20 protein-coding genes and 7 tRNA genes are annotated in these 20,516 nt (G+C 53.4%); 7 read left to right on the top strand and 20 right to left on the bottom strand.

All coding sequences use genetic code 11. The features are described 5' to 3' along the window. Positions 1-9 precede the first annotated feature (9 nt). Positions 10-981, top strand: coding sequence for a phosphate/phosphite/phosphonate ABC transporter substrate-binding protein (locus NI000_RS28045; RefSeq protein ID WP_253414661.1), 972 nt, complete (start codon positions 10-12; stop codon positions 979-981). A 56-nt stretch (positions 982-1,037) separates the two neighbouring features. Here NI000_RS28045 and thrC read toward each other — a convergent pair whose 3' ends face one another. Further along, positions 1,038-2,291: a threonine synthase gene (thrC, locus tag NI000_RS28040; protein WP_253414660.1), complete on the bottom strand. Its 1,254-nt coding sequence runs from the start codon at positions 2,289-2,291 to the stop codon at positions 1,038-1,040. Positions 2,292-2,419: 128 nt separating this feature from the next. Here thrC and NI000_RS28035 point away from each other — a divergent pair, with 128 nt between their 5' ends. Further along, a complete protein-coding gene (locus tag NI000_RS28035; protein WP_253414658.1) occupies positions 2,420-3,310 on the top strand; it encodes a LysR family transcriptional regulator in 891 nt (296 codons plus the stop codon). A gap of 78 nt (positions 3,311-3,388) precedes the next feature. On the opposite strand, the gene phnE (NI000_RS28030) is transcribed toward NI000_RS28035, so the two are convergent. From phnE (NI000_RS28030) to NI000_RS28000, 7 genes are all read right to left on the bottom strand, one after another. Continuing rightward, positions 3,389-4,180, bottom strand: a complete 792-nt coding sequence (phnE, locus tag NI000_RS28030) for a phosphonate ABC transporter, permease protein PhnE (RefSeq protein WP_253414657.1) — start codon at positions 4,178-4,180, stop codon at positions 3,389-3,391. Next, entirely contained in the window at positions 4,177-4,968 is a 792-nt protein-coding gene (phnE, locus tag NI000_RS28025) for a phosphonate ABC transporter, permease protein PhnE (RefSeq protein WP_253414656.1), read from the bottom strand. Before phnE (NI000_RS28025) ends, phnE (NI000_RS28030) begins: the two co-directional genes overlap by 4 nt. Further along, positions 4,965-5,738: a phosphonate ABC transporter ATP-binding protein gene (phnC, locus tag NI000_RS28020; RefSeq protein WP_253414655.1), complete on the bottom strand. Its 774-nt coding sequence runs from the start codon at positions 5,736-5,738 to the stop codon at positions 4,965-4,967. Before phnC ends, phnE (NI000_RS28025) begins: the two co-directional genes overlap by 4 nt. Positions 5,739-5,910: 172 nt before the next feature. Next, on the bottom strand, positions 5,911-6,711 hold the full coding sequence (locus NI000_RS28015; RefSeq protein ID WP_253414654.1) for a lipid II flippase Amj family protein: 801 nt from the start codon (positions 6,709-6,711) through the stop codon (positions 5,911-5,913). Between the two features lie 123 nt (positions 6,712-6,834). Then, positions 6,835-7,608, bottom strand: a complete 774-nt coding sequence (locus NI000_RS28010) for an ABC transporter permease (protein WP_253414653.1) — start codon at positions 7,606-7,608, stop codon at positions 6,835-6,837. After that, complete coding sequence (locus NI000_RS28005; protein ID WP_253414652.1) at positions 7,601-8,524, bottom strand: ABC transporter ATP-binding protein; 924 nt, start codon at positions 8,522-8,524, stop codon at positions 7,601-7,603. Before NI000_RS28005 ends, NI000_RS28010 begins: the two co-directional genes overlap by 8 nt. A gap of 96 nt (positions 8,525-8,620) precedes the next feature. Then, positions 8,621-9,436: a uroporphyrinogen-III synthase gene (locus tag NI000_RS28000; protein ID WP_253414651.1), complete on the bottom strand. Its 816-nt coding sequence runs from the start codon at positions 9,434-9,436 to the stop codon at positions 8,621-8,623. A gap of 209 nt (positions 9,437-9,645) precedes the next feature. Between NI000_RS28000 and NI000_RS27995 the strand changes: the two genes are divergently transcribed. Then, positions 9,646-10,362 carry a 3D domain-containing protein gene (locus NI000_RS27995; protein ID WP_253414650.1) on the top strand — a complete coding sequence of 239 codons (717 nt, stop codon included), beginning with the start codon at positions 9,646-9,648 and terminating at the stop codon, positions 10,360-10,362. A gap of 63 nt (positions 10,363-10,425) precedes the next feature. Here NI000_RS27995 and NI000_RS27990 read toward each other — a convergent pair whose 3' ends face one another. Further along, positions 10,426-10,836, bottom strand: coding sequence for a hypothetical protein (locus NI000_RS27990; RefSeq protein WP_253414649.1), 411 nt, complete (start codon positions 10,834-10,836; stop codon positions 10,426-10,428). Positions 10,837-10,991: 155 nt separating this feature from the next. Further along, positions 10,992-12,050, bottom strand: coding sequence for a TRAP transporter substrate-binding protein (locus NI000_RS27985; RefSeq protein WP_253414648.1), 1,059 nt, complete (start codon positions 12,048-12,050; stop codon positions 10,992-10,994). A 90-nt stretch (positions 12,051-12,140) separates the two neighbouring features. Here NI000_RS27985 and NI000_RS27980 point away from each other — a divergent pair, with 90 nt between their 5' ends. The 4 genes from NI000_RS27980 (at position 12,141) to NI000_RS27965 (ending at position 16,652) form a co-directional block, all read left to right on the top strand. Continuing rightward, positions 12,141-12,671, top strand: a complete 531-nt coding sequence (locus tag NI000_RS27980; RefSeq protein WP_253414647.1) for a hypothetical protein — start codon at positions 12,141-12,143, stop codon at positions 12,669-12,671. A gap of 140 nt (positions 12,672-12,811) precedes the next feature. After that, positions 12,812-14,392 (top strand): ATP-binding protein, encoded by a 1,581-nt coding sequence (locus tag NI000_RS27975; RefSeq protein WP_301292733.1) that lies wholly within the window; start codon positions 12,812-12,814, stop codon positions 14,390-14,392. A gap of 59 nt (positions 14,393-14,451) precedes the next feature. Then, entirely contained in the window at positions 14,452-15,198 is a 747-nt protein-coding gene (locus tag NI000_RS27970) for a response regulator (protein WP_253414645.1), read from the top strand. Between the two features lie 146 nt (positions 15,199-15,344). Continuing rightward, positions 15,345-16,652, top strand: a complete 1,308-nt coding sequence (locus NI000_RS27965; protein ID WP_253414644.1) for a dicarboxylate/amino acid:cation symporter — start codon at positions 15,345-15,347, stop codon at positions 16,650-16,652. Between the two features lie 47 nt (positions 16,653-16,699). On the opposite strand, the gene NI000_RS27960 is transcribed toward NI000_RS27965, so the two are convergent. The 10 genes from NI000_RS27960 to NI000_RS27915 form a co-directional block, all read right to left on the bottom strand. After that, positions 16,700-18,172, bottom strand: a complete 1,473-nt coding sequence (locus NI000_RS27960; RefSeq protein ID WP_253414643.1) for an amino acid permease — start codon at positions 18,170-18,172, stop codon at positions 16,700-16,702. A 479-nt stretch (positions 18,173-18,651) separates the two neighbouring features. Next, entirely contained in the window at positions 18,652-19,371 is a 720-nt protein-coding gene (locus NI000_RS27955; protein WP_253414642.1) for a thioesterase II family protein, read from the bottom strand. Between the two features lie 273 nt (positions 19,372-19,644). Beyond that, the gene (locus NI000_RS27950) at positions 19,645-19,833 is read right to left on the bottom strand and encodes a hypothetical protein (protein ID WP_253414641.1); all 189 of its coding nucleotides are present in this window, start codon (positions 19,831-19,833) and stop codon (positions 19,645-19,647) included. Positions 19,834-19,846: 13 nt separating this feature from the next. After that, positions 19,847-19,920, bottom strand: a tRNA-Arg gene (locus NI000_RS27945). Positions 19,921-19,937: 17 nt separating this feature from the next. Further along, a tRNA-Gly gene (locus NI000_RS27940) sits at positions 19,938-20,012 on the bottom strand. A 7-nt stretch (positions 20,013-20,019) separates the two neighbouring features. After that, a tRNA-Leu gene (locus NI000_RS27935) sits at positions 20,020-20,103 on the bottom strand. 11 nt (positions 20,104-20,114) lie between these two features. Beyond that, a tRNA-Leu gene (locus NI000_RS27930) sits at positions 20,115-20,200 on the bottom strand. Positions 20,201-20,208: 8 nt separating this feature from the next. Beyond that, positions 20,209-20,281: transfer RNA gene (locus tag NI000_RS27925), tRNA-Lys, on the bottom strand. Positions 20,282-20,293: 12 nt separating this feature from the next. Next, a tRNA-Tyr gene (locus tag NI000_RS27920) sits at positions 20,294-20,379 on the bottom strand. Between the two features lie 17 nt (positions 20,380-20,396). After that, positions 20,397-20,472 (bottom strand) — tRNA-Phe (locus NI000_RS27915). Positions 20,473-20,516 lie beyond the last annotated feature (44 nt).

The raw sequence follows: 20,516 nt of genomic DNA, 5'->3' as shown, positions 1-20,516 counted from the left end.
GTCAATTCAATGTTTAAAAAGTTTGCAGCAGTCAGTTTATCCCTGGTGCTTTCCGCCGGGATTGCAGCAGGTTGCGGCACCAAAACAGAGAACAAAACACCGGCAGCCCCTGCTCCTTCCGACAAAAAGCAAGAAGCGTCTGCGGCGAAAGGCTATACGCCTAAAGAATTGAAAGTGCAATTCGTTCCTTCCCAAAGCGCGGAGACGCTGGAAGCGAAGGCGAAGCCGCTGGAGAAGCTGCTTGGCGACAAGCTCGGCATTCCGGTCAAAGTATCCGTCTCGACCAACTATAACACCGTTATCGAAGCGATGGCTTCCAAGCAAGTCGATATCGGCTTCCTGCCTCCGAACGCTTATGTCCTGGCGCATGACGAGAAAAAAGCCGCAGACCTGCTGCTGCAAGCTCAACGTTACGGCGTAGACGAAAAAACGGGCGCCGATACGAAAGATCTGGTCGACTTCTACAAAGCTATGATTATCGTTAAAGCGGATTCCCCGATCAAAGAATTGAAAGACCTGAAAGGCAAAAAAATCGCTTGGCAGGGCGTAACGTCCTCCGCAGGCTTCGTATGGCCGGCCAACGAAATGAAAAAAGCCGGCGTCGATCCGGAGAAAGACGTAACGGGCATCGAAGTAAAAGGTCACGACAAAGGCATTCTGGCCGTGATGAACGGACAAGTGGATGCAGCGGCTGTGTTCCAAGACGCGCGTAATACGGTGAAGAAAGACATTCCGGACATTTTCGAGAAAACGAAAGTGGTCGCTTTTACAGCTCCGATTCCGAACGATACGATCGCCGTTCGCAAAGATATGGATCAAGAATGGAGAGACAAAATCGCTCAAGCGTTCATCGATATCGGCAAAGATCCGGAAGGCGGAAGCATCATTTTCGATGTATACTCCCACCGCGGCTACGTGAAATCCGACGACAAGAAATTCGACGTCGTTCGCGAATATTCCAAAAGCATCGGTCAGAAGTAATATAAGCCTTTAACAAAAGGAGCCCCCTGCATTCCGCAGCGGCGCTCCTTTTTGCTTTACAGGCGCTCCTTGACTTGATCCAACTCCAACGCTGAAGATACGGGGATTCCTGCATCGGCAGTATCCCCTGTCACATACCGCTGCAAAGCGTCGGCGTCCTTTAACAAATGTCCGGTCAAAAGGCACACCGCCGTCTCGTCCTTATCCACGATGCCCTGCGCAACCAGTTTGCGAAGCCCTGCCGCCGACGCCGCAGATGCCGGCTCGCAGCCGATGCCCGCCCGGTCGATCACCGCTTTCGCCTCTACGATCTCCTCATCCGTCACGGAAACCGTTACGCCGCGGGTCGCTTGCAGCACGGCGGCAGCTTTTTTCCAGCTTGGCGGGTTGCCGATATTAAGCGCGCTGGCCAGCGTTTTCGGCCGGGGCTCCGGTATCAGCTCTTTCAGACCGTGTGCGATCATCCGGTGGAACGGACTCGCGCCTTCCGCCTGCACGACCGCCACCCGAGGCATACGCGAAATGAGTCCTACTGCCAGCATGTCCTGCAGCCCTTTGCCTAGCGCGGACACATGGCTAAGCGCCCCGCCGGGCAGCACAATCCAATCCGGCAGCGTCCAATTTAGCGCTTGCGCGATTTCATAGACGATGCTTTTTTGCCCCTCGATCCGAAACGGATTCATCGAATTGCATACGTACAGCTCCAGCTCGGCCGCGTGCCGTTCCAAGAAGCGTATCCCGTCGTCATAGGTGCCTTGAAACCGGATCATCCGCGCTCCATAAGCCGCCGTTTGCAGCACTTTCCCGTCTGCGACGCCTTCCTCCGGGACAAAGACGTACGAGGCTTTGCCGGATATCGCCACATACATTGCAAGCGACGAAGACGTATTTCCCGTCGACGAGCAGGCAAACCGCTCATACCCGAGCCACGCGCCTTGCGACACGGCGACCGTCATCCCGTTATCCTTGAAGGAGCCGCTCGGATTCTCGCTCTGCGCCTTGAGCCGCAAATCCCGGACTCCGGTAAACAGGCGGACCGGCTCGGAGCCGTACAGCCCCGTGTTGCCTTCGTATTTGGTTACGATCCGCTCCACCGGAAGCTCCGGATGAATCAGCTCCTTATAGCGCCACACCCCGCTCGCATAAGGCGTATTGCGCTGCGCCAGGCGCTCGTCGAAGACGCACCGCAGCTTCTCGCCGTCCAGCTCCCCAAGCCGCTGCTCGAGCTGAAGCAGCCCGCCGCATGCGCAGCGCCATACCGGATCGGTGATGCTCCGTTCATGTCCGCACTCCGTACAGCTCAATTTCATCCCGCTCGCTCCTTTTCGCTATTGCGATTTGCTTCGTTCGACTTTAGAATAAAACGGAAAAACATATAAGTATAATATATTTATTTCTGATAAACATAAAATAAATTTATGAATGGAGCCCCCTCCCCATGAACCTCCACGCGTTAAAAATATTTCATGTCGTCGCTCGAAGCCGAAGTGTTACCCGTGCTTCCGAGACGCTGCGCATCAGCCAGCCCGCGGTTACAATGCAGATCCGAAATTTGGAGAAGGAGCTTGGCCTCGTCTTGCTGGCTCCGAAAGGAAGGGGTATTTGGCTAACGGAAGCGGGAACGTTCCTTGCCGCCCATGCCGAGCGGTTATTCGCTCTGGAACAGGAACTGGAAACGCTCGTCGACGATTACCGGGCAGGCCGGTCCGGCACACTGCGGATCGCCGCGACGTATCTGCCTGCCAACTTTTTGCTGCCCGGCTGGATCGCCGCCTACAAGCGGAGTTTTGCCGGGGTGCGGCTGACTCAATATACCGGGAACGCCCAGCAGTCGCTTGAACAGCTGGAACGGTACGAAGCCGATATCGCGGTCATCGGAGGCGGCGCCACTGCGTCCTCCCCGCTGAAGCGCACCGTGCTGTTCGAGGACCCGATGTGGTTCGTCGTCCCTCCAGATCATCCGTGTGCAGCCAAAGAGGTCGGGCTCGCCGATCTATTGAAAGAAACGTTCATCATGCGGGAGGAAGGCAGCTCGACTCGCGAAATGCTGCTCGCGCTATGCCGGATGTCGAGCCTCGACCCGCCCGAGATCGGCGTCGAGCTGGGCGGGATGAACGAAGCCGTTCGGGCGGTCGCCGCGGGCTACGGCGTGCTCTTCGCCTCGGCCGCCGAGGTGCGAGAGTTCGTAGAGCGACGCGAGGTCGTGCGGGTACAGGTGAAGCATCCGGAGGTGAAGAACCCGATTGCCGTCTATTGGCGCGAAGGCGAGCCGCTATCCGGACAAGCCGCAGCGTTTGTCGAGCTGATATCCGGATTTAAACGCCAATAAGAAGCGAAGCAGGACTTTCCGCACAAAGAAGCCCGCTTTCGGCACAATGATCCGAAAAGCGGGCTTTGTGGGCTACACCTACACCAGACGTTTACGAATGGCGGAAGAAATAATATCGATAATGGTGACCATGACGATGATCCCGAGCAAAATAACGCCGACGCGGTTCCATGCACGAGCTTCCAGCGCCAGAATGAGCGGCGCCCCGATCCCGCCCGCACCGATTAGGCCGAGGATGGAAGCGGAACGGATGTTAATCTCGAAGCGGTACAGCGCAAACGAGAAGAAGTGCGGCAGTACCTGCGGAATGACGGCGAACCACAGTACCTGCAAGCGGTTGGCGCCGCAGGCGGTCAGCGCCTCGGTCGGCCCGAGATCGAGATTTTCGATCGCTTCCGAATACAGCTTGCCGAGCATCCCGATCGAGTGCAGGCCGAGCGCCAGCACCCCGGCATAGGCGCCCGGGCCCACCGCTTTAATGAAGATGATCGCCATGATGATTTCCGGGAATGTCCGGATAAAGCTCAGCATGAATTTGCCGCTGCCGGATACCCAACGGAAACGGCTCATATTATTTGCCGCCCAGAAGGCAAACGGCACGCACAGAAACGCCGAGATAAACGTACCGATAATGGAAATGGCAAGCGTATCGAGCAGTCCCCGGATCAGATCCTCGCCTTCGGGCATGTAGACAAAGCCCCAATCGGGATTGAACAAGCCGCGGAGAATGGCGGCGAAATCCCGGCCGGCGTTTTCCGTCAAGCCTTCGAATTTAATGCCGAGAAAAGACCAGAGATAAATGGCCAATATAATGATGGCCACGAGCCAGAAACGGATGCGGAACGGTTTTTTAGTCGTCGTCTGATTCATAACAGCCTCTCCCTTATCTTCGTGCTCACAAAATCGATCAGCAGCACGATCGCCAGCGTCAAAATAATGATAAGGGCCGAACGGTCATAACGGAACTGCTGCAGCGTCCGGTCGAGCGTTAACCCGATCCCGCCCGCACCGACCAAGCCTAGCACGGCGGCAGCCCGGACATTGACTTCGAACGTGTACAAAAAATAAGCGATATATTGAGCCGCCACCTGCGGCACGACGCCAAAATGAATCCATTGCAGCTTGTTGGCCCCGACGGCCGTCATCGCTTCCAGCGGGCCCGGATCGATCGCCTCGATCGATTCGTAGGTCAGCTTGGCGATCAAGCCGAAGGAGAAAAAGGCGAGCGCCAGCACCCCGGGCATCGCCCCGATGCCGAAGATCGCAACGAACAATCCGGCAAAAAGCAGCTCGGGAATGGTCCGGATCAGGTTGAGAATAATGCGCGCCGGATGATAAATCCACGGGCTGCGGGTTACGTTGCCGGCCGCAAGCAAAGCGATCGGAATCGCGACCAGCCCGCCGAGCGTCGTGCCGATCACCGCCATTTGTATCGTTTCCATCATCGGCTTCCAGACAACATCGATATAGCTCCAGTCGGGAGGAACCATCTCAACAAGCAGCTTGCCCATCTCCGGAAAACCTTCGATCAGCTTGGTAATACTGGAGTCTGTATTATGGGCGCTCCACCATAACAGAAAGATCAGGACTAACGTCGTCATATACGACTTCGTATTCGACGGCTTTTTCAGGATGTCGCGGCGTTCGGGCCCGGTCATTCCGCCTCCACCCCCAGAAGCTCGTCCTTCTTGATCGCGCGCCCGTAAATACCCGAGAAGGCCTCGTCCGTCGCTTCCGATACGGGACCGTCGAACACGACCTCCCCTGCGCGCAGGCCGATAATGCGGGTCGCGTATTCCCGCGCCAAGTCGATAAAGTGAAGGTTAACGACGGTCGTGATGCCGAGCTCCTGATTAATCCGTTTCAAGTCGTCCATGACTTGGCGCGTCGTCAACGGGTCCAGCGAGGCGACCGGCTCGTCCGCCAAAATGATTTTCGCTTCCTGGGCAAGCGCTCTGGCGATCGAGACGCGCTGCTGCTGTCCGCCGGACAATTCGTCCGCACGGGCATACGCCTTCTCCCGAATATTTACGCGTTCAAGCGCTTGGAGCGCAAGCTCTACGTCTTGTTTCGGAAACAGCCCGAGCAGCGTCCGCATCGTCGAATGATAGCCTACACGGCCGGAGAGAACGTTGCGAAGAACGGAGGAACGTTTGACTAAGTTGAAATTTTGAAAAATCATGCCGATATCGCGGCGCAGATTCCGCAGCTGGGCTCCCTTTGCCGCCGTAATCGAGCGCCCGTTGATGAGAATTTGGCCGTCGGTAATTTCATGCAGTCTGTTGATCGAGCGCAGCAGCGTCGATTTTCCCGCTCCCGAGAGACCGACGATTACAATAAATTCGCCTTTGTCCATGGTCAAATTAATATTTTTGAGACCTACGGTTCCGTTCGGATATACCTTGGACACATTCTGGAATTCAATCATAGTCTAATGAAAGTCCCCTTTAACTAATTTAAACTGACAGCTTTTAATTCGACATGAATCGCGGTTTTCCTCTTCCGATACGCCTCAAATGACCAGATTAATGAAAGCTTAACACTTCTTACCGGCAGGACTTGACTCCTAGGACTATCAAAGAATAGAAGTCTCTGCGGTTTTAAAATAACAACCCGCAAATGAATGCAATCACCTTCGCTCCCGGCAGGAGCAAAAGCTGGGCGAGCAAGGTGCCGGCCAGCCGCGACAGCATAAGGATGCCGAACATTTTATGAAGCTCCGCCTGCTTGACCTTGCCGGACATCGCTTTATCGGACAGCAGCGCCACTCGCGGATCGATGAAGATGGTCAGCAGGATCGTGGCAATCCCGTTGATCAGACCCGACGATTGTGCGGCGCTTGTTCCATGCTCGGGAACGAGATAAGAAGCATACAGCGCGGATAATACGCCGACCGTGTAGATGCCCGTGACCAAGGTGTTCATGAGCAAAAGCCGCTTCGGAATCCCGCCGACCCGCAGCCGGCTGAGCATCTCCAGACGGGGCAGACGAAATACGCGCTTGACCGATTTCAGCTTGTCGATCGTCACGGACTCCCGGATCAGGACCGGCAGCGACCCGACAACCTCAAGCCGGGCGATCAGCCGCGCGGCCACGAACACCATCGTCGGAAAAACGAGAAGCGCCACCAGCGTTCCGACGGATGCCCCGATCAAGATCAGATGAAATTGGAGCCCGAGCGCAATGTCTGGGTCATTCTTCGCTCTATCGATCAAATTGCCGAATAACGTGCCTTGAAGCATGTTCGATGTTCTGGAGATCAGAACGATGATGCCCGTGAGCGACAAGGCGACCGCCAGCTTTCCTGTTCGGATGCCGGCCAGCCTTACCGCATAAGATAGCGTTTCCACGCCGTGAATGATCAAGGTCAGCGCAAATACGAGCCATACCGATCCGACCATGCTTCTCCCTCCTCCGCTTTACAGACAAGCCAAAAACGCGACCGCACGCTTGATTCGCAAGAACAAAGACGGCTGTCGCGTTTGCAATATTTTGTCGGTTGAATGACGCCTCTTGATCGCCTGCTAGCTGCCTGCGACGTCTCTTTTCGTAAATAGCAGCCATGAAACGGCATAGAACACTATCCAGTAGGCGGCCAGCACGGCCAGAGAGAAGCCTAGCGTCATCCCGGGGACTACTGGCTTGCCCCCGTGCAAATACGGAGTCAAATCCGTATTTGCGAACAACAAATATTTGACCCAGGCATATCTGAGCTGCACCAAAATGGTTACGAGCGTTCCGGACACAAACATCAGGAAGATGGAAAGTCCGATCGCCAGCGAGCTGCTCCGGAACACGGTGGAAATCATAAAAGCCAGCGTCGCCGTCATCACGATCTCTACGGCTTTGATGCCATACCCTTGAAGGATGGCCGGCATCGTCCAGTCGGGTGCAACCGAGCCGCTGACGCCGAATAGCACGAGCCCCGTAAAGTAGGAGATGATCAGCATAAGCAGCAGCAGCTCGACAATGAACAGCAGCACGGATACGTACTTGGCCAATAAAATTTTGCCGCGGGAGGCCGGACGGATCAGCAGCAGCTTCACCGTGCCCCACGTAAATTCGGAAGCTACGCTGTCACCCGCCACAATGACGGAAAAAATCGTGACGAGCGGGGCGAGAATCGCCGAGTTGCTCATGAATTGAAGGACGTGGTTCATCTCCGATTCGAGGACATACTTCATCATCGCGCCCATCGAAACGACCGCCAAGACGACAAAAGCGAGCATGATCCACGTCCGCAGACGGGTATAAATTTTCATCTGTTCGTTCTGTATGAGGCGAAATACGCTAGACAATCCGGTTCCCTCCCGTCACTTCGAGGAACTGCTCCTCGAGCGTTTTGGTCAGCGTCCGGATGCCGTAAACCCGGATTCCCGCCGCAACGAAGCGGGCGTTAAGCTCGGCGGTCGCTTCGCGCCGGTTCGGCAGCCATACGACGAGCTCCGAGCCTTCCGCTTGCGCGCGTTCCGCTTCTCCAAGCAGCTCCAGAGCCGCCTCGGGGCGGTCGACTTCAAACCGGACCTCGACCGCCTCCGTCTCCGAAGGCGCCTCCTTGAACGACCGGACATCGAGCAGCCGTCCGTTCTGAATGATGGCTACCCGGTCGCACATCAATTCCATCTCCGACAGCAAGTGGCTCGAAACGATGACAGCCAGCCCTTCCTCCGCAGCCAACCGGCGCAAATAATCGCGCAGCTCGCGGATCCCCTCTGGGTCCAGACCGTTGGTCGGCTCGTCCAGCACAAGCACCGACGGTCGGTGCAGAATCGCCTGGGCTACGCCGAGACGCTGCCGCATGCCGAGCGAATACGTTTTTACCTTATCCATAATGCGGTTCTCCAGCTTCACCAGCCGAACCACTTCGTCAATACGTTCCTTTGGGACATTCGGCATCATCCGGGCAAAATGAACCAGGTTCTGATACCCGGTCATAAATCCGTAAAACTCGGGGTTCTCCACAATCGCGCCGACATGAAGCATCGCTTGCTCAAACCTTGTTTTCACACTATGTCCCTGAATCAGCACTTCGCCGTCCGTGATGGCCATTAATCCGACCATCATCCGGATCGTTGTCGTCTTGCCCGCGCCGTTCGGTCCGAGAAAACCGAACACTTCGCCGGGCTTTACTGCGAAAGACAGCCCGTCCACAATCGTTTTGGAGCCGATTCGCTTGGTTACCTGCTGCAATTGTACTACCGGAGTCGCTTCCATAATGCCTCCATATGTAAAAAATAGGGCATACCTTCCTAACACGGAAAGTATACCATACCTGAAATCTCGGACCAAATTTCGGAATAATCCGACGCTTTACGCCCCAGATTCCTCCTCATAATACTGCGCCAGGCTGACGATCATGCTGCCCATCCGCTCCTGCTCGGGTGCGACGACCCGGGCAATGCCCTCTTCGCGAAGCGCTTCAGCCGTCACTTTGCCTACCGCCACGGCGACGACGCCGCTCGCAAAAGCTTCCTTAACCCGGTCTGCCATCCCCTGCTCCCGGGCATAGGTCATCAAAAACCGAACCTGCGGGGTGCTGGTGAATGTCACGGCATCGATAGCGCCGCTCACAATTTCATTCAGCAGCGTATCCACCACCTCCAAGGCGGGCGGAACGTGACGATACGGCAAAATTTCACGGTACGACGCCTGCCGCTCGGCGAGCCATTGGACAAGCCGGGGAGCGTTGTCGCCGTACAGTTGCAGAGCTACCCTTTGCTCTTGAAGCTCGTAAGGCGCCATCGCCGCGATCAGGCTGGCCGTCGTTCCGTCCTCGTCCCGAACGGTAGGGGTTAGCCCCAACGTTTTCAAATAATTGATCGTTTTATATCCTCTGGCCGCGATTCGGGCTTGGCCCAACGCTTCAACGAACGCTTCCTTTTGGCCCATGCTTTCGGCCGCTTGCACCAAGAGCTCCGTGCCGATCCCTGTCGTAAGAATGACCCAATCGATCCCCGTCTCGATCAGACGAGCAATTTCCGCCTCCACTTGCTCCTGCTCAACGGCAACGGTTCCTTGGGCCGGCCGCAAGATCGGCACCCCGTCCAGCTTTTCCACAATGACGCTGAGCTCCGCCGCTTTCCTCGGTCCTGTAAGCGCAATTCGTTTTCCTGCAAGTCTGCTCATCCCGATGCCCCCTTGTGCGGACCTTCTGCCGGTCGCGTATTCCTGCAATGCGTCACAATATCTGACATATAGTTCGTACTATACTGGAAGATTGCCGTTCAATCAATAGATTTGGAGAAACGAATTTTTACCTGCCGGTTTAAATCCGGGGATAGTGGGCAAATCTAGTACTATCACTCTAGTTTTTTACAAAGGAGGAGTAGTAAGGAATGTTGAATCCTAGTATTTTTCGGCTTACGATTTGCCTTATTCTCATCGTCACCCTAAAAACGGCGGCCGAGCGGTCAGCCTATGCCTACCATACATCGGCGGATCTGGCCGAAACGACCATGACATCCCAGGAATGGGACGCGATCCTGCAGAGAGACAAAGAGGCTGAAGCGCAGACGGAAAGCCCTGTCTTGAAGACTATGCCTTCCCCTGTCTCCTATCAAGTGCGCTCGGGCGATACGCTTTATCGGATCTCCAGATCGTTCGGAATCCCCGTGCAGACCCTGCTGGCCGTCAACGGAATAGACGATCCCGGATCGCTCCAGGCAGGACAGCAGCTGCAGATTCCGCCGGAACAAGCCGGCCTTGAGCTGCCTAAGGGACAAGCGAGCATCATCCGGCAGGTGCTGACTTCGACGCTAACGGCTTATACCGCGGGAGTCGAATCGACCGGCAAGAAGCCGTCCCATCCGGACTACGGCATCACTTACAGCGGCAGCAAAGCCGAGGAAGGACGTACGATTGCCGTCGACCCTTCGGTTATCCCGATGGGCTCGACCGTGTTCATCGACGGTATTGGCGTCCGCAAGGCCGAAGATATCGGATCGGCCATCCGCGGTACGCGAATCGACTTGTTCATGGACAACGTGAAGCAGGCCCGCGACTTCGGCGTGAAGAAAAATGTGAAGGTATATGTGCTGGAAGGTACGGCGTAAGATGACTCGAAAAAAAAAGTAGATTCCTTGAACATTACATTCAAGGAGTCTACTTTGCTGTTGCTATTTCCAAGCAAGCGATACGCTTTGGCCTGCGAATTTATAGGTTACATAGTTCGAATTAGAGTCGGTTTGTTTAAGCAATTTGCCGCTTTTGTCATACGCGCCAACCCATAACTTGTATTCCGTGTCTATTGTTGCACCAGTAAATGTATACGAGTTGCTTGTTGTGTCAAACGTTTGTTTCGAGTTGTCATCTGTATTTAAAATCGATACGGTGTAATGATGTACACCAGATACCGAACCAAACTTGATGACAAGTCCTGCGGCGGCCAGTTCATGATGACCTATCGGTTCGGAAGCCGCTACAGTCGGATTAATTGCATTAGGCGTCAATTGTTCTGCACTTGCAGCACCAGCGATAGACGTTAGGGATAATGCCGAAAGTAAGGCCAGAGAAGCAATCTTTTTCATGACAATCACTCCTTATATGATTTTGCGTTCGTGTGAACAATCCATATATTACACCTTTTAGTTGTGATTATGGATGTTTTTGTATATCCGGCAAAAAAGAGGGATTATCCTGCAAAAAAAATGTCGAATTCCAGCATGCCGCCGTCATCACTTCGTTAACCACCGTACTTTTCCCGCAACCGGCGAATAAGGCTCATGACATCTTTTCCGATCATAGACTCGAATTCCTGGTAAATCGGCTCCCATCGCTGCATCCACTCGCGGCGTTCCTCCGGCGTTTGAACATGAATTTGAAGCGCTCCCTGATGGCGCAGCTCTTCAAGCTGGCGCCGGTTCATCTCGATCGCATTGTCATTGGCCCAGTGCGCCGTTTCTTGCAGCGCTTCTATCAAGGGCTGCTTCACATCCCCCGGCAGCTTGTCCCAGAACGATTTGTTCATCAGCACCGTATACCCTAGATATCCGTGGTTGCTGATGGTCATATATTTTTGCACCTGATAAAACTTTTTCGTGCGAATGTTGGAGATGGTATTCTCTTCGCCGTCCACGACGCCCGACTCCAGACCGCGATAGACTTCGTTAAACGGAATCGGGGTCGTTTTCGCCTCAAACTGTCGAAATTGCGCTTCGATCACTTTGCTGGGCAAAATGCGAAAGTGCTGTTCTTTGAAATCCGAAGGATGAATCAATGGCCCCCGATTGGATGTCATTTGCTTGAAGCCGTTGCCCCAAAAAGACAAGCCGACCAGATTTTTGCTTGCCAGCTTATCGAACAGCAGCTTCCCGAGCTCCCCGTCAAACGCCTCCTGTACCGCTTCATCGCTCAAGAAAGCATACGGGAGGTCAAACGTCAGCCACGCCGGAACATGCTCGGATAGATTGGCAAACGAAGGGGCGATCATCTGCACGTTGCCGCGCATAAGCGCATCCATTTCGTCAGTCTCGTTATATAAAACCGCGTTCGGAAACACTTCAACCTTCACGCGTCGGTTTGTTTTTTCGGACACCAGTCTGGCAAACCTTTGAGCCGCCAAACCTTTGGGCGTATTTTCGGCCACGACATGGCTGAATTTAATGACCAGTGCCTGGTCAAAGCCTTCTTGTTCGTCATCCACCACGTCGGATGTCGTGGAAAAGCCCGGATAAAATCCGATCGCCACGGCAGCGGCAAGCCCGATTAATACAACAAGCAGCGTTCCGAGCAAAGGCCTCACGCCCTTCCACCTCCGGAGTGTCATGATCATGATGTACAATAACATATGTCGCCGCCTAACTCAACGAAGACCGGACTGTACAAGCCGAACATGAATTTTGAAGAAACGGATAAACTAAAGAAAAAAGCGGACGATTTCCCGCAAACGAAGGAGGTTTCAGACGAGATGCCGGCAAGATTCGTACGGGGTCTGCTTTGGTGCCTTCTGCTGATGCCGATCGTATTGACGGGCTGCGGCGGCGGAAAAAAACAAGAGCAGCAACAGGGTAAAAAACAGCAGCAAAATAAGCCGAGCGATACGATGCTTCAACAGCAGTTGAAGATGTATCAGGATATAAAAAAAAGCGAGCACGAGCAGCAGGAAAAGATCCGCAAGGAAGAAAAAAAGCAGCTTAAAAAGCTGCAAAAGGACCGGCAAAAAATGCTGAAGCGGGAGCTCGAATTTCAAGAAAAAGTTCGAATGGGGGGCAACCCGTGGGCTGGCGGCAAAAAGGAAAAGCAGCAGTCCAAGCAGGAAGGCAAAGCCGGGACGAAGAAAGAATCGTCCGAGAAGAAAAATAAAACCCCGGAGCAGCAGCAAGGCAAAGGGAAGGAAGAGAAAAAGAAGATGCCGGGCGGTTAATTCTCCCGATTCCATACGTATTCGCCTATCGACAGCCCGTCCCCGCTCCATCCCGGTTGCGGAAGACAGGGCTGTTCTGTTTTCCATCCGCTGCATCCTGTTGTATGATAATATATCGTAGAAAGGGGGCGGGATGGATGATGCCGCAGCGCTTGAAAATCAATTGGAAAATCGCGATTTTGTCGTTCGGCATCGTCCTGTTCTCGCTCTGTATCGGAGGGACGATTCTCCTTGGAAGTATCGTCCGGCTGAAAGAAGAAGAGCTCGGGCGGCGGCTGCTTGTGACCGCCCGCACCGTGGCGCAGATGCCGGAGATCGTCTCCGGCATTGCGGACCCCGGAATGCGCGACGGCATCCAGCTTGCCGCCGAGCGCATTCGCATCATCAACGACGTGACCTACGTCGTGGTGATGGATATGCACCGGCTGCGGCTGTCGCATCCGGTGGAAAGCAAAATCGGCACCGTTTCGTCCGGTGCCGACGAAGGCCCCGCCTTTGCCGAGCACACTTACGTGTCTAAGGCGGAGGGCGAGCTCGGCACGGCGCTGCGCGCCTTCGTGCCGATTATGAACGCCGAGCATGCGCAGATCGGCGTCGCGCTCGTCGGCCGCATCCAGCCGACCATAGGGCAGGTGCTGCTGGACCTGTCGAAACAAGCCTACGTCGTGCTGCTCATCTCCCTGCTCTTCGGGCTGTGGGGGTCGTGGAAGCTCGCCCAGCATATCAAGCGGCAGATGTTCGAGCTGGAACCGCACGAAATCGCTGCACTGCTGCTCGAACGTACAGCAACATTCAACGCGATGCATGAAGGCGTCATTGCCATCGATAAGTTCGAACGCATCACGATTTTCAACGAGAAGGCGAAACAGATGCTCAAAGTATCGGGTGACGTCGTCGGCAAGTCGATTTGGGAGGTGCTCCCCGATACGCGGCTGCCGGAAATATTGGAGCTCAATCATCCGATCTTCAATCAAGAGCTGGTCATTCAAGAAACGCCGATCATGAGCAACAGGGTGCCAGTTACGGTTGGCGGACAAACCGTCGGCGCCGTCGCCATTTTTCAAGACCGGACGGAAGTGACGCGGATGGCCGAAGAGCTGACCGGCGTCCGGACCTTCGTCGATGCGCTGCGCGTGCAAAACCACGAATACATGAACAAGCTGCATACGATCGGCGGCTTGATTCAGCTCGGCAGCAACGAGAAAGCGCTTGATTACTTGTTCGAAATGACCGAGCAGAAAGAAGAGCTGACCCGGTTCCTCGACAGCCGCATTCATAACGAAAGCTTGACCGGTCTGCTGCTCGGCAAGATCAGCCGCGGCCGGGAGCTTGGCATCGAGGTGACGATCGACAGGCAAAGCCGGCTGGAACGGTTTCCCGAACGGCTCGATCATCACGATTTCGTGATTCTGCTCGGTAACCTCCTGGAAAACGCTTTTGACGCATTGCATCATCAAACCAAGGATAACAAACGAATCTTCATCAGCCTCGAACAAGATGACGAGGTGCTATCCGTCCTCGTCGAGGACAATGGCTGCGGCATGGAGGAATCCGTCAAAACCCGCATATTCGAGCACGGCTTTACGACCAAAGGCGACGGCGGACGTGGAATCGGCCTTCATCTGATCCACGGTATCGTGCGGAAAGGCGGCGGCTCGATTCAGATCGAATCGGCTCCGGGAGAAGGAACGACGTTCATCATTACGTTCCCGATGCAGTAGTTTTTTTGCAGTCCGATACTCTTTCATTAACAGTGAAAACGAGGGAGATGATAAGCAATATGGCAGACGGTATGAACGAATTCAAGCGGGACACTATCCGCGTCCTGTTGATCGAAGACGATCCGATGGTGCAGGAAGTCAACAGTCAATTCGTCGAGCGAGTGGAAGGCTTTCGTGTCGTCGGCATCGCCTCCACCGGGGATGAAGGCTTGCGCATGGCGAAGGAGCTACGGCCCGATCTGGTCATCCTCGATATTTTCATGCCGGTGCTGGACGGCATAGAGACGCTTCTGGAGCTGCGCCGAAATCAAACCCCCGTCGATGTTATGATTATCAGCGCGGCCAACGATATGCGAACCATCGAGCGGATGCTTCAGAACGGGGCCGTCGATTACATTATGAAACCGTTTAAATTTGAACGGGTGAAGCAGGCGCTTGAGCATTACCGGCAGATGAAGGCAGCGCTCGACAGCAGCCGTCCCGCTTCCCAATCCGAGCTGGACCGGCTGCTTTTCGGAAGAACGCATGATGCGTCTTCACCAGAAGGCCAAAAGGAAGAGCCGGCGGAATTGCCCAAAGGGCTTCAGGCTGTAACTCTCAAGCAGATTGTGCAATTTCTACTCCTGCAATCGGAGGCGCTTTCAGCAGAGGAGGTCGCCGAAGGTGTCGGCATCGCCAGGGTGACGGCCAGACGCTATCTCGATTATTTGGAGAAGAGCGGTCAAGTCCGTCTCGATCTCCAATACGGGGTCGGCCGCCCCGTCAATAAATACAGATTATCCTCACCGCCCGGCGGATCGCGTTAACATACAACGCGGTCCGCTTTTTTGTGCGCTCTCCAAGACCAAAAAGACCAAAACAACCAATATGTCCAAATGATTCACAAGCCATTATGAAAGCGATAACATAAAAACACGAAAAGCGAACGCAATATAGAAATGAGGTAGTGTCCATGAAAATCAACTTTAAAAACCTTACGGTTCAGGTCTTGATTGCCATTGTCCTCGGGATCTTGATCGGACAATTTTTCCCGGCATTTGGGGTGCAGCTCAAAGTGCTCGGCGATATGTTCGTCAAGCTGATCAAAATGGTCATCGCCCCCATCGTCTTTTTTACAATTGTAATCGGTTTCGCGAATATGGGAGATATGAAAAAAATCGGCCGAATCGGCGGCAAAGCGCTGCTGTACTTCGAAATCATCACGACCTTTGCGATGGCGATCGGGATTGCCGTCATGTATCTCGTCCGCCCCGGTTCCGGCATGGATGTCAGCAAGGTCGGGGCCAATGCGGCCGACGTGGCAAAATATGCGAAGCAAGCCGCGGAAGCTCCGCACAGCTTCATGGATTTTCTGCTCAGCGTCATTCCGGATAGTGTCGTGGGCGCGCTTGCCAAAGGCGACATGCTGCCGGTGCTCTTGTTTTCCGTCATGTTTGGTCTCGCTATGGCCTCTCTGGGCGAGAAATCCAGACCCGTCACGCAATTTTTCGAGAAATTGAACGACATCTTCTTTAAATTGGTCGCCATGATCATGCGCTTCTCCCCTATTGCCGCCGGCGGCGCCATGGCTTATACGATCGGGAAATTCGGGATTGCTTCCCTGTTCTCCCTTGGCAAAATGATGGGCTCCGTTTACATCACCATGATTTTGTTCGTCATCGTTATTCTCGGCGCAGTAGCCCGGTTCTACGGCTTCAGCATCTTCAATCTGCTGAAGTTCATCAAAGAAGAAATTTTGCTGGTACTCGGCACGTCCTCCTCCGAATCGGCGCTGCCGCGCTTAATGGAACGTCTTGAAAAATACGGCTGCTCCAAGTCGGTCGTCGGTCTGGTCGTCCCAACCGGCTACTCGTTCAACCTGGACGGCACGTCGATTTACTTATCGATGGCAGCCTTATTTATCGCGCAAGCCTATGGCATTGAGCTGACATGGCTGCAAATTGCAACGCTGCTGGGCGTGCTGATGCTGACCTCCAAAGGGGCGGCAGGCGTTACCGGCTCCGGCTTCGTCACCTTGGCTGCCACGCTTGCGGCGATCCCCGGCAACGTGATCCCGCTGGAAGGCATGGCACTTCTGCTTGGCGTTGACCGCTTCATGTCCGAAGCACGCGCCATCACGAACCTGATCGGCAACAGCGTCGCCACCGTCGTCATTGCGAAGAGCGAGAAGCAATTCGACAATCAGACGATCGCGGTCTCCCCTTCTACGGAAGAAGGCGTTTATGTAAGCGGCGATTCCAAGGCACTCACTACTAATTAACGTACAAAAACAGCCGTCCCTTGCCGGGGCGGCTGTTTCATTATTTCCTATTTCGACTTTTCCTCAACAATCTCGTCGAACACACATTCTTCCAGCTTCAGCATTTTCGTTTTATGCTTCCACTTATACGTCAGCCAAATCGCCAAAAAGAGCGGAATGCCGATATAAGAAGCAAACAGATAGGCCCAATCGACCGTACCGTCCTTAATCCCGCCGAGACACTGACCGACGATAACGATAGCGCACAGTACCCCAGCCAGGATCGGCCCGAACGGAAACCATTTGGCCCGGTACGGCAGATCGTTAATGTCGTGGCCTTGAGCGACATAGGCTTTACGGAAGCGGTAGTGACTTATCGCTATGCCGAGCCAAGCGATAAAGCCCGACATGCCGGATGCATTCAGCAGCCAAGTGTAGACGACACCGTCGCCGAACGAGGAGGACAAGAAAGCGAACATGCCCAAAGCGCTCGTGGCCAGCAGCGCATATACCGGAACGCCTCTCTTGCTCAGCTTGGCCAGAAAACGCGGCGCTTTGCCTTCTTTCGCCAGCACCCACAGCATCCGGGTCGACGCGTACATGCCGGAGTTCCCTGCTGATAGTACCGATGTAAGAATGACGGCATTCATCACCGATGCGGCGATGCTGAGGCCGGCTTTTTCAAATACCATCGTGAACGGGCTCATCGCTACGTTATCGCTGGCCAAATTTTCGTTCGTATACGGAATAAGCAAACCGATCACAGCGATAGCAATCAAATAGAACAGCAGAATGCGCCAGAAAACCGAACGGATCGCCTTAGGTACGTTGCGGCGCGGATCTTCACTCTCCCCGGCAGCTACTCCTACCAGCTCCGTTCCCTGAAAGGAGAATCCTGCGGCCATAAATACGCCGAGCGCAGCCAAGAACCCTCCATGGAAAGGTGCGTCGCCTATTGTAAGATTGCGTAAGCCGACGGCTTCGCTGGACCAGATGCCGATGATCATCAGAATGCCGATACCGATGAACACAATGATCGTGACGACCTTTATTAAGGCAAACCAGTACTCCGATTCCCCATAGCTTTTTACCGAAAGCAGATTCAGCCCCACCATCAAGGCAAGAAACAACGCGCTCCAAAGGAAAGAAGGACTATCCGGAAGCCAAAATTTAATGATCAGTGTCGCTGCCGACAGCTCGGCGGCTATCGTAATCGCCCAGTTGTACCAATAGTTCCAGCCGAGCGCGAACCCGAACGACGGGTCCACGAAGCGGGTCGCGTACGTGCTGAACGTCCCCGATACTGGCATATAAGTAGCCATTTCGCCTAAGCTCGTTACCAAAAAATAAACCATGATGCCGATAATCAAATACGCAAGGAACGCTCCGCCCGGACCGGCCGAATGAATGGCTCCGCCGCTGGCCAGAAACAGGCCTGTACCGATGGAGCCGCCGAGCGAAATCATCGTCATGTGCCGGGCCGCCAGCCCTCTTTTCAACTGATTCGGGGATGAAGATTTGTCCACTCGGGTAGAATTCATAGATCGCTACTCCTTCTGAAAATGTTAAGGTCACCCTCATCAAAGATTTTTTATGGCGCTTTCAATGCTCCAAACTAGTTCGTAGGGCATAAAAAAAGCCGCAACCTGTATGCGACTACTTGGTCCTCTTAGGTTTATTCATAAAATCTAAACAATATGCCTACCCATTCTATCATATTTCGTTTCGTTTTATCTAGTCCTATCTTTTAACAGCTTTCTATTATAAGAAAAGTATCTGACGACGTCTTATGTGGAGTACGCATGTTTAAGTAAGCATTGGGAAAAGTAAGGAGTGAAAACTTATAGGAAGATGCACGCATCAGAGGGTTATACTAAATTTGCCTCTCACAGCCTTTCTTTCAACTCTAGAGGCGTGGCTAGGGGATAGAATACGGAGAGCTTACCGATAGTTTTTCTTCGTCTGAGGCAGAAAAGGGGCCGTCAGAATGGATGACGATCCCCGCCTCTGTGGGCCTGTACTATCTGCCCGATGATAAAGCTACCATACTTAATGTTTCATTAATCAGCTTAACGATTGGCTCCGTCTGATCGTGAATGAAGAAGTGTCCGCCATCATACTCCACAATCTCGAAGGAACCGTTGGTATGGTCACTCCAAGCGTTCAGATGCTCAGGAACCATGTCGTCTTCTTTTCCATTCAATACGGTAAGACTGCAATCGAACTTCACATTTTTTTCTTGATAGACATAGGTTTCGACCAGCTTATAGTCCGCTCTTAAAAGCGGCATAAAAATTTCCGCCAGTTCCCGGTTTTCGAATAGTTCCCGCGGAGTTCCTCCCAGTTGGTGAACTTCCGTCATAAATTCGGCTTCAGGGAGAAGGTGCATCACCTTCCTATCATGCGGACACTGCGGCGCCCGGCGCCCGGAGGCAAAGATGTGCACCGGCTCCACGCCTTTTAACTGCTTAATTTTGCAGCACAGCTCATACGTCAGTAAGCTTCCCATACTATGCCCGAACAAGGCAAACGGGGCATGGAGCCTCCCGCCGATCTCACGATAAATATCGTCGACCGCTTGCTCTACATTAGCATAAGGAGACTCGCTAAATCTCCGGCCTCTGCCTGCTAATTCCACAGGATACAATTCAATATCCGTATTCAATAATCTTTTCCATTTGGAATAAATCGTAGCCGATCCACCGGCATAAGGCAGACAAAACAACTGGATTTTACTCATTGAAAGAAGCACCCCACTCCGTGTAATAGAACGTATTTTTGAGATCTTTTGGCTAAAGCTCTAGCCATATCATAAGACGGCCATCCGGATTCTCCTTATCCCCTGTTGTTTTTATTGTTGCGGCCGGGGCCTATCTGTCGATGACCATTCATCGGTTTGCTAAAAACGGTGAAATGAATATGATCCTTACTCCAAACCTCCTTTGCTTCCATTTTGTGCGTGGTGCATAGAAATTCATAAGAAAGATGGGTATGATTTACAAACCACATTGACCTATATTTTACCAAATAAAATAGGTATTGTATATTTAGTTTTTGTAATGCATAAACGAAAAAAAGCAGAAGATTCTATAAGCCTTGTCCCTCCGAATCTTTTGCTAAACATAACGACAAAAAGAGCCGTTTTGAAGTAAGTATTTCTACTTTCTTCAAAAACAGCTCTTGTTTTTTTAGCTTGCTTCATTAAGCGACAAGTACGTGCCCTGAGAGATTCGAACTCCCGACCTTTTGATTCGTAGTCAAACGCTCTATCCGGCTGAGCTAAGGGCACATGAACTTTTTAATAAATGGAGCGGAAGACGGGATTCGAACCCGCGACCCTCGCCTTGGCAAGGCGATGCTCTACCCCTGAGCCACTTCCGCGTAAAGATGCGGTCGAGAGGACTCGAACCTCCACGGCTGTTACACCACTAGAACCTGAATCTAGCGCGTCTGCCAATTCCGCCACGACCGCATATTTGATTTTGGTGCGGTTGAGAGGACTCGAACCTCCACGAGCGTACGCCCACTACCCCCTCAAGATAGCGTGTCTGCCATTCCACCACAACCGCATATAACGTGAGCCATGTAGGACTCGAACCTACGACACCCTGATTAAAAGTCAGGTGCTCTACCAACTGAGCTAATGGCTCATAATCTTAAACTGGTGGAGGCTGATGGATTCGAACCACCGAACTCGTCAGAGAACAGATTTACAGTCTGCTGCGTTTGGCCACTTCGCTAAGCCTCCGTATTGCTTATAAAGCATGGTGGCTCGGGACGGAATCGAACCGCCGACACGAGGATTTTCAGTCCTCTGCTCTACCGACTGAGCTACCGAGCCGGGCCTATCTTATTCATGAAAAAACCCACGCTTGTGGGCGTTCC

The sequence above is a fragment of the Paenibacillus tyrphae genome, assembly GCF_024158745.1.
Taxonomy (GTDB): Bacteria; Bacillota; Bacilli; order Paenibacillales; family NBRC-103111; genus Paenibacillus_G; species Paenibacillus_G tyrfis_A.
This window is presented reverse-complemented; position numbering and strand designations above follow the sequence as displayed.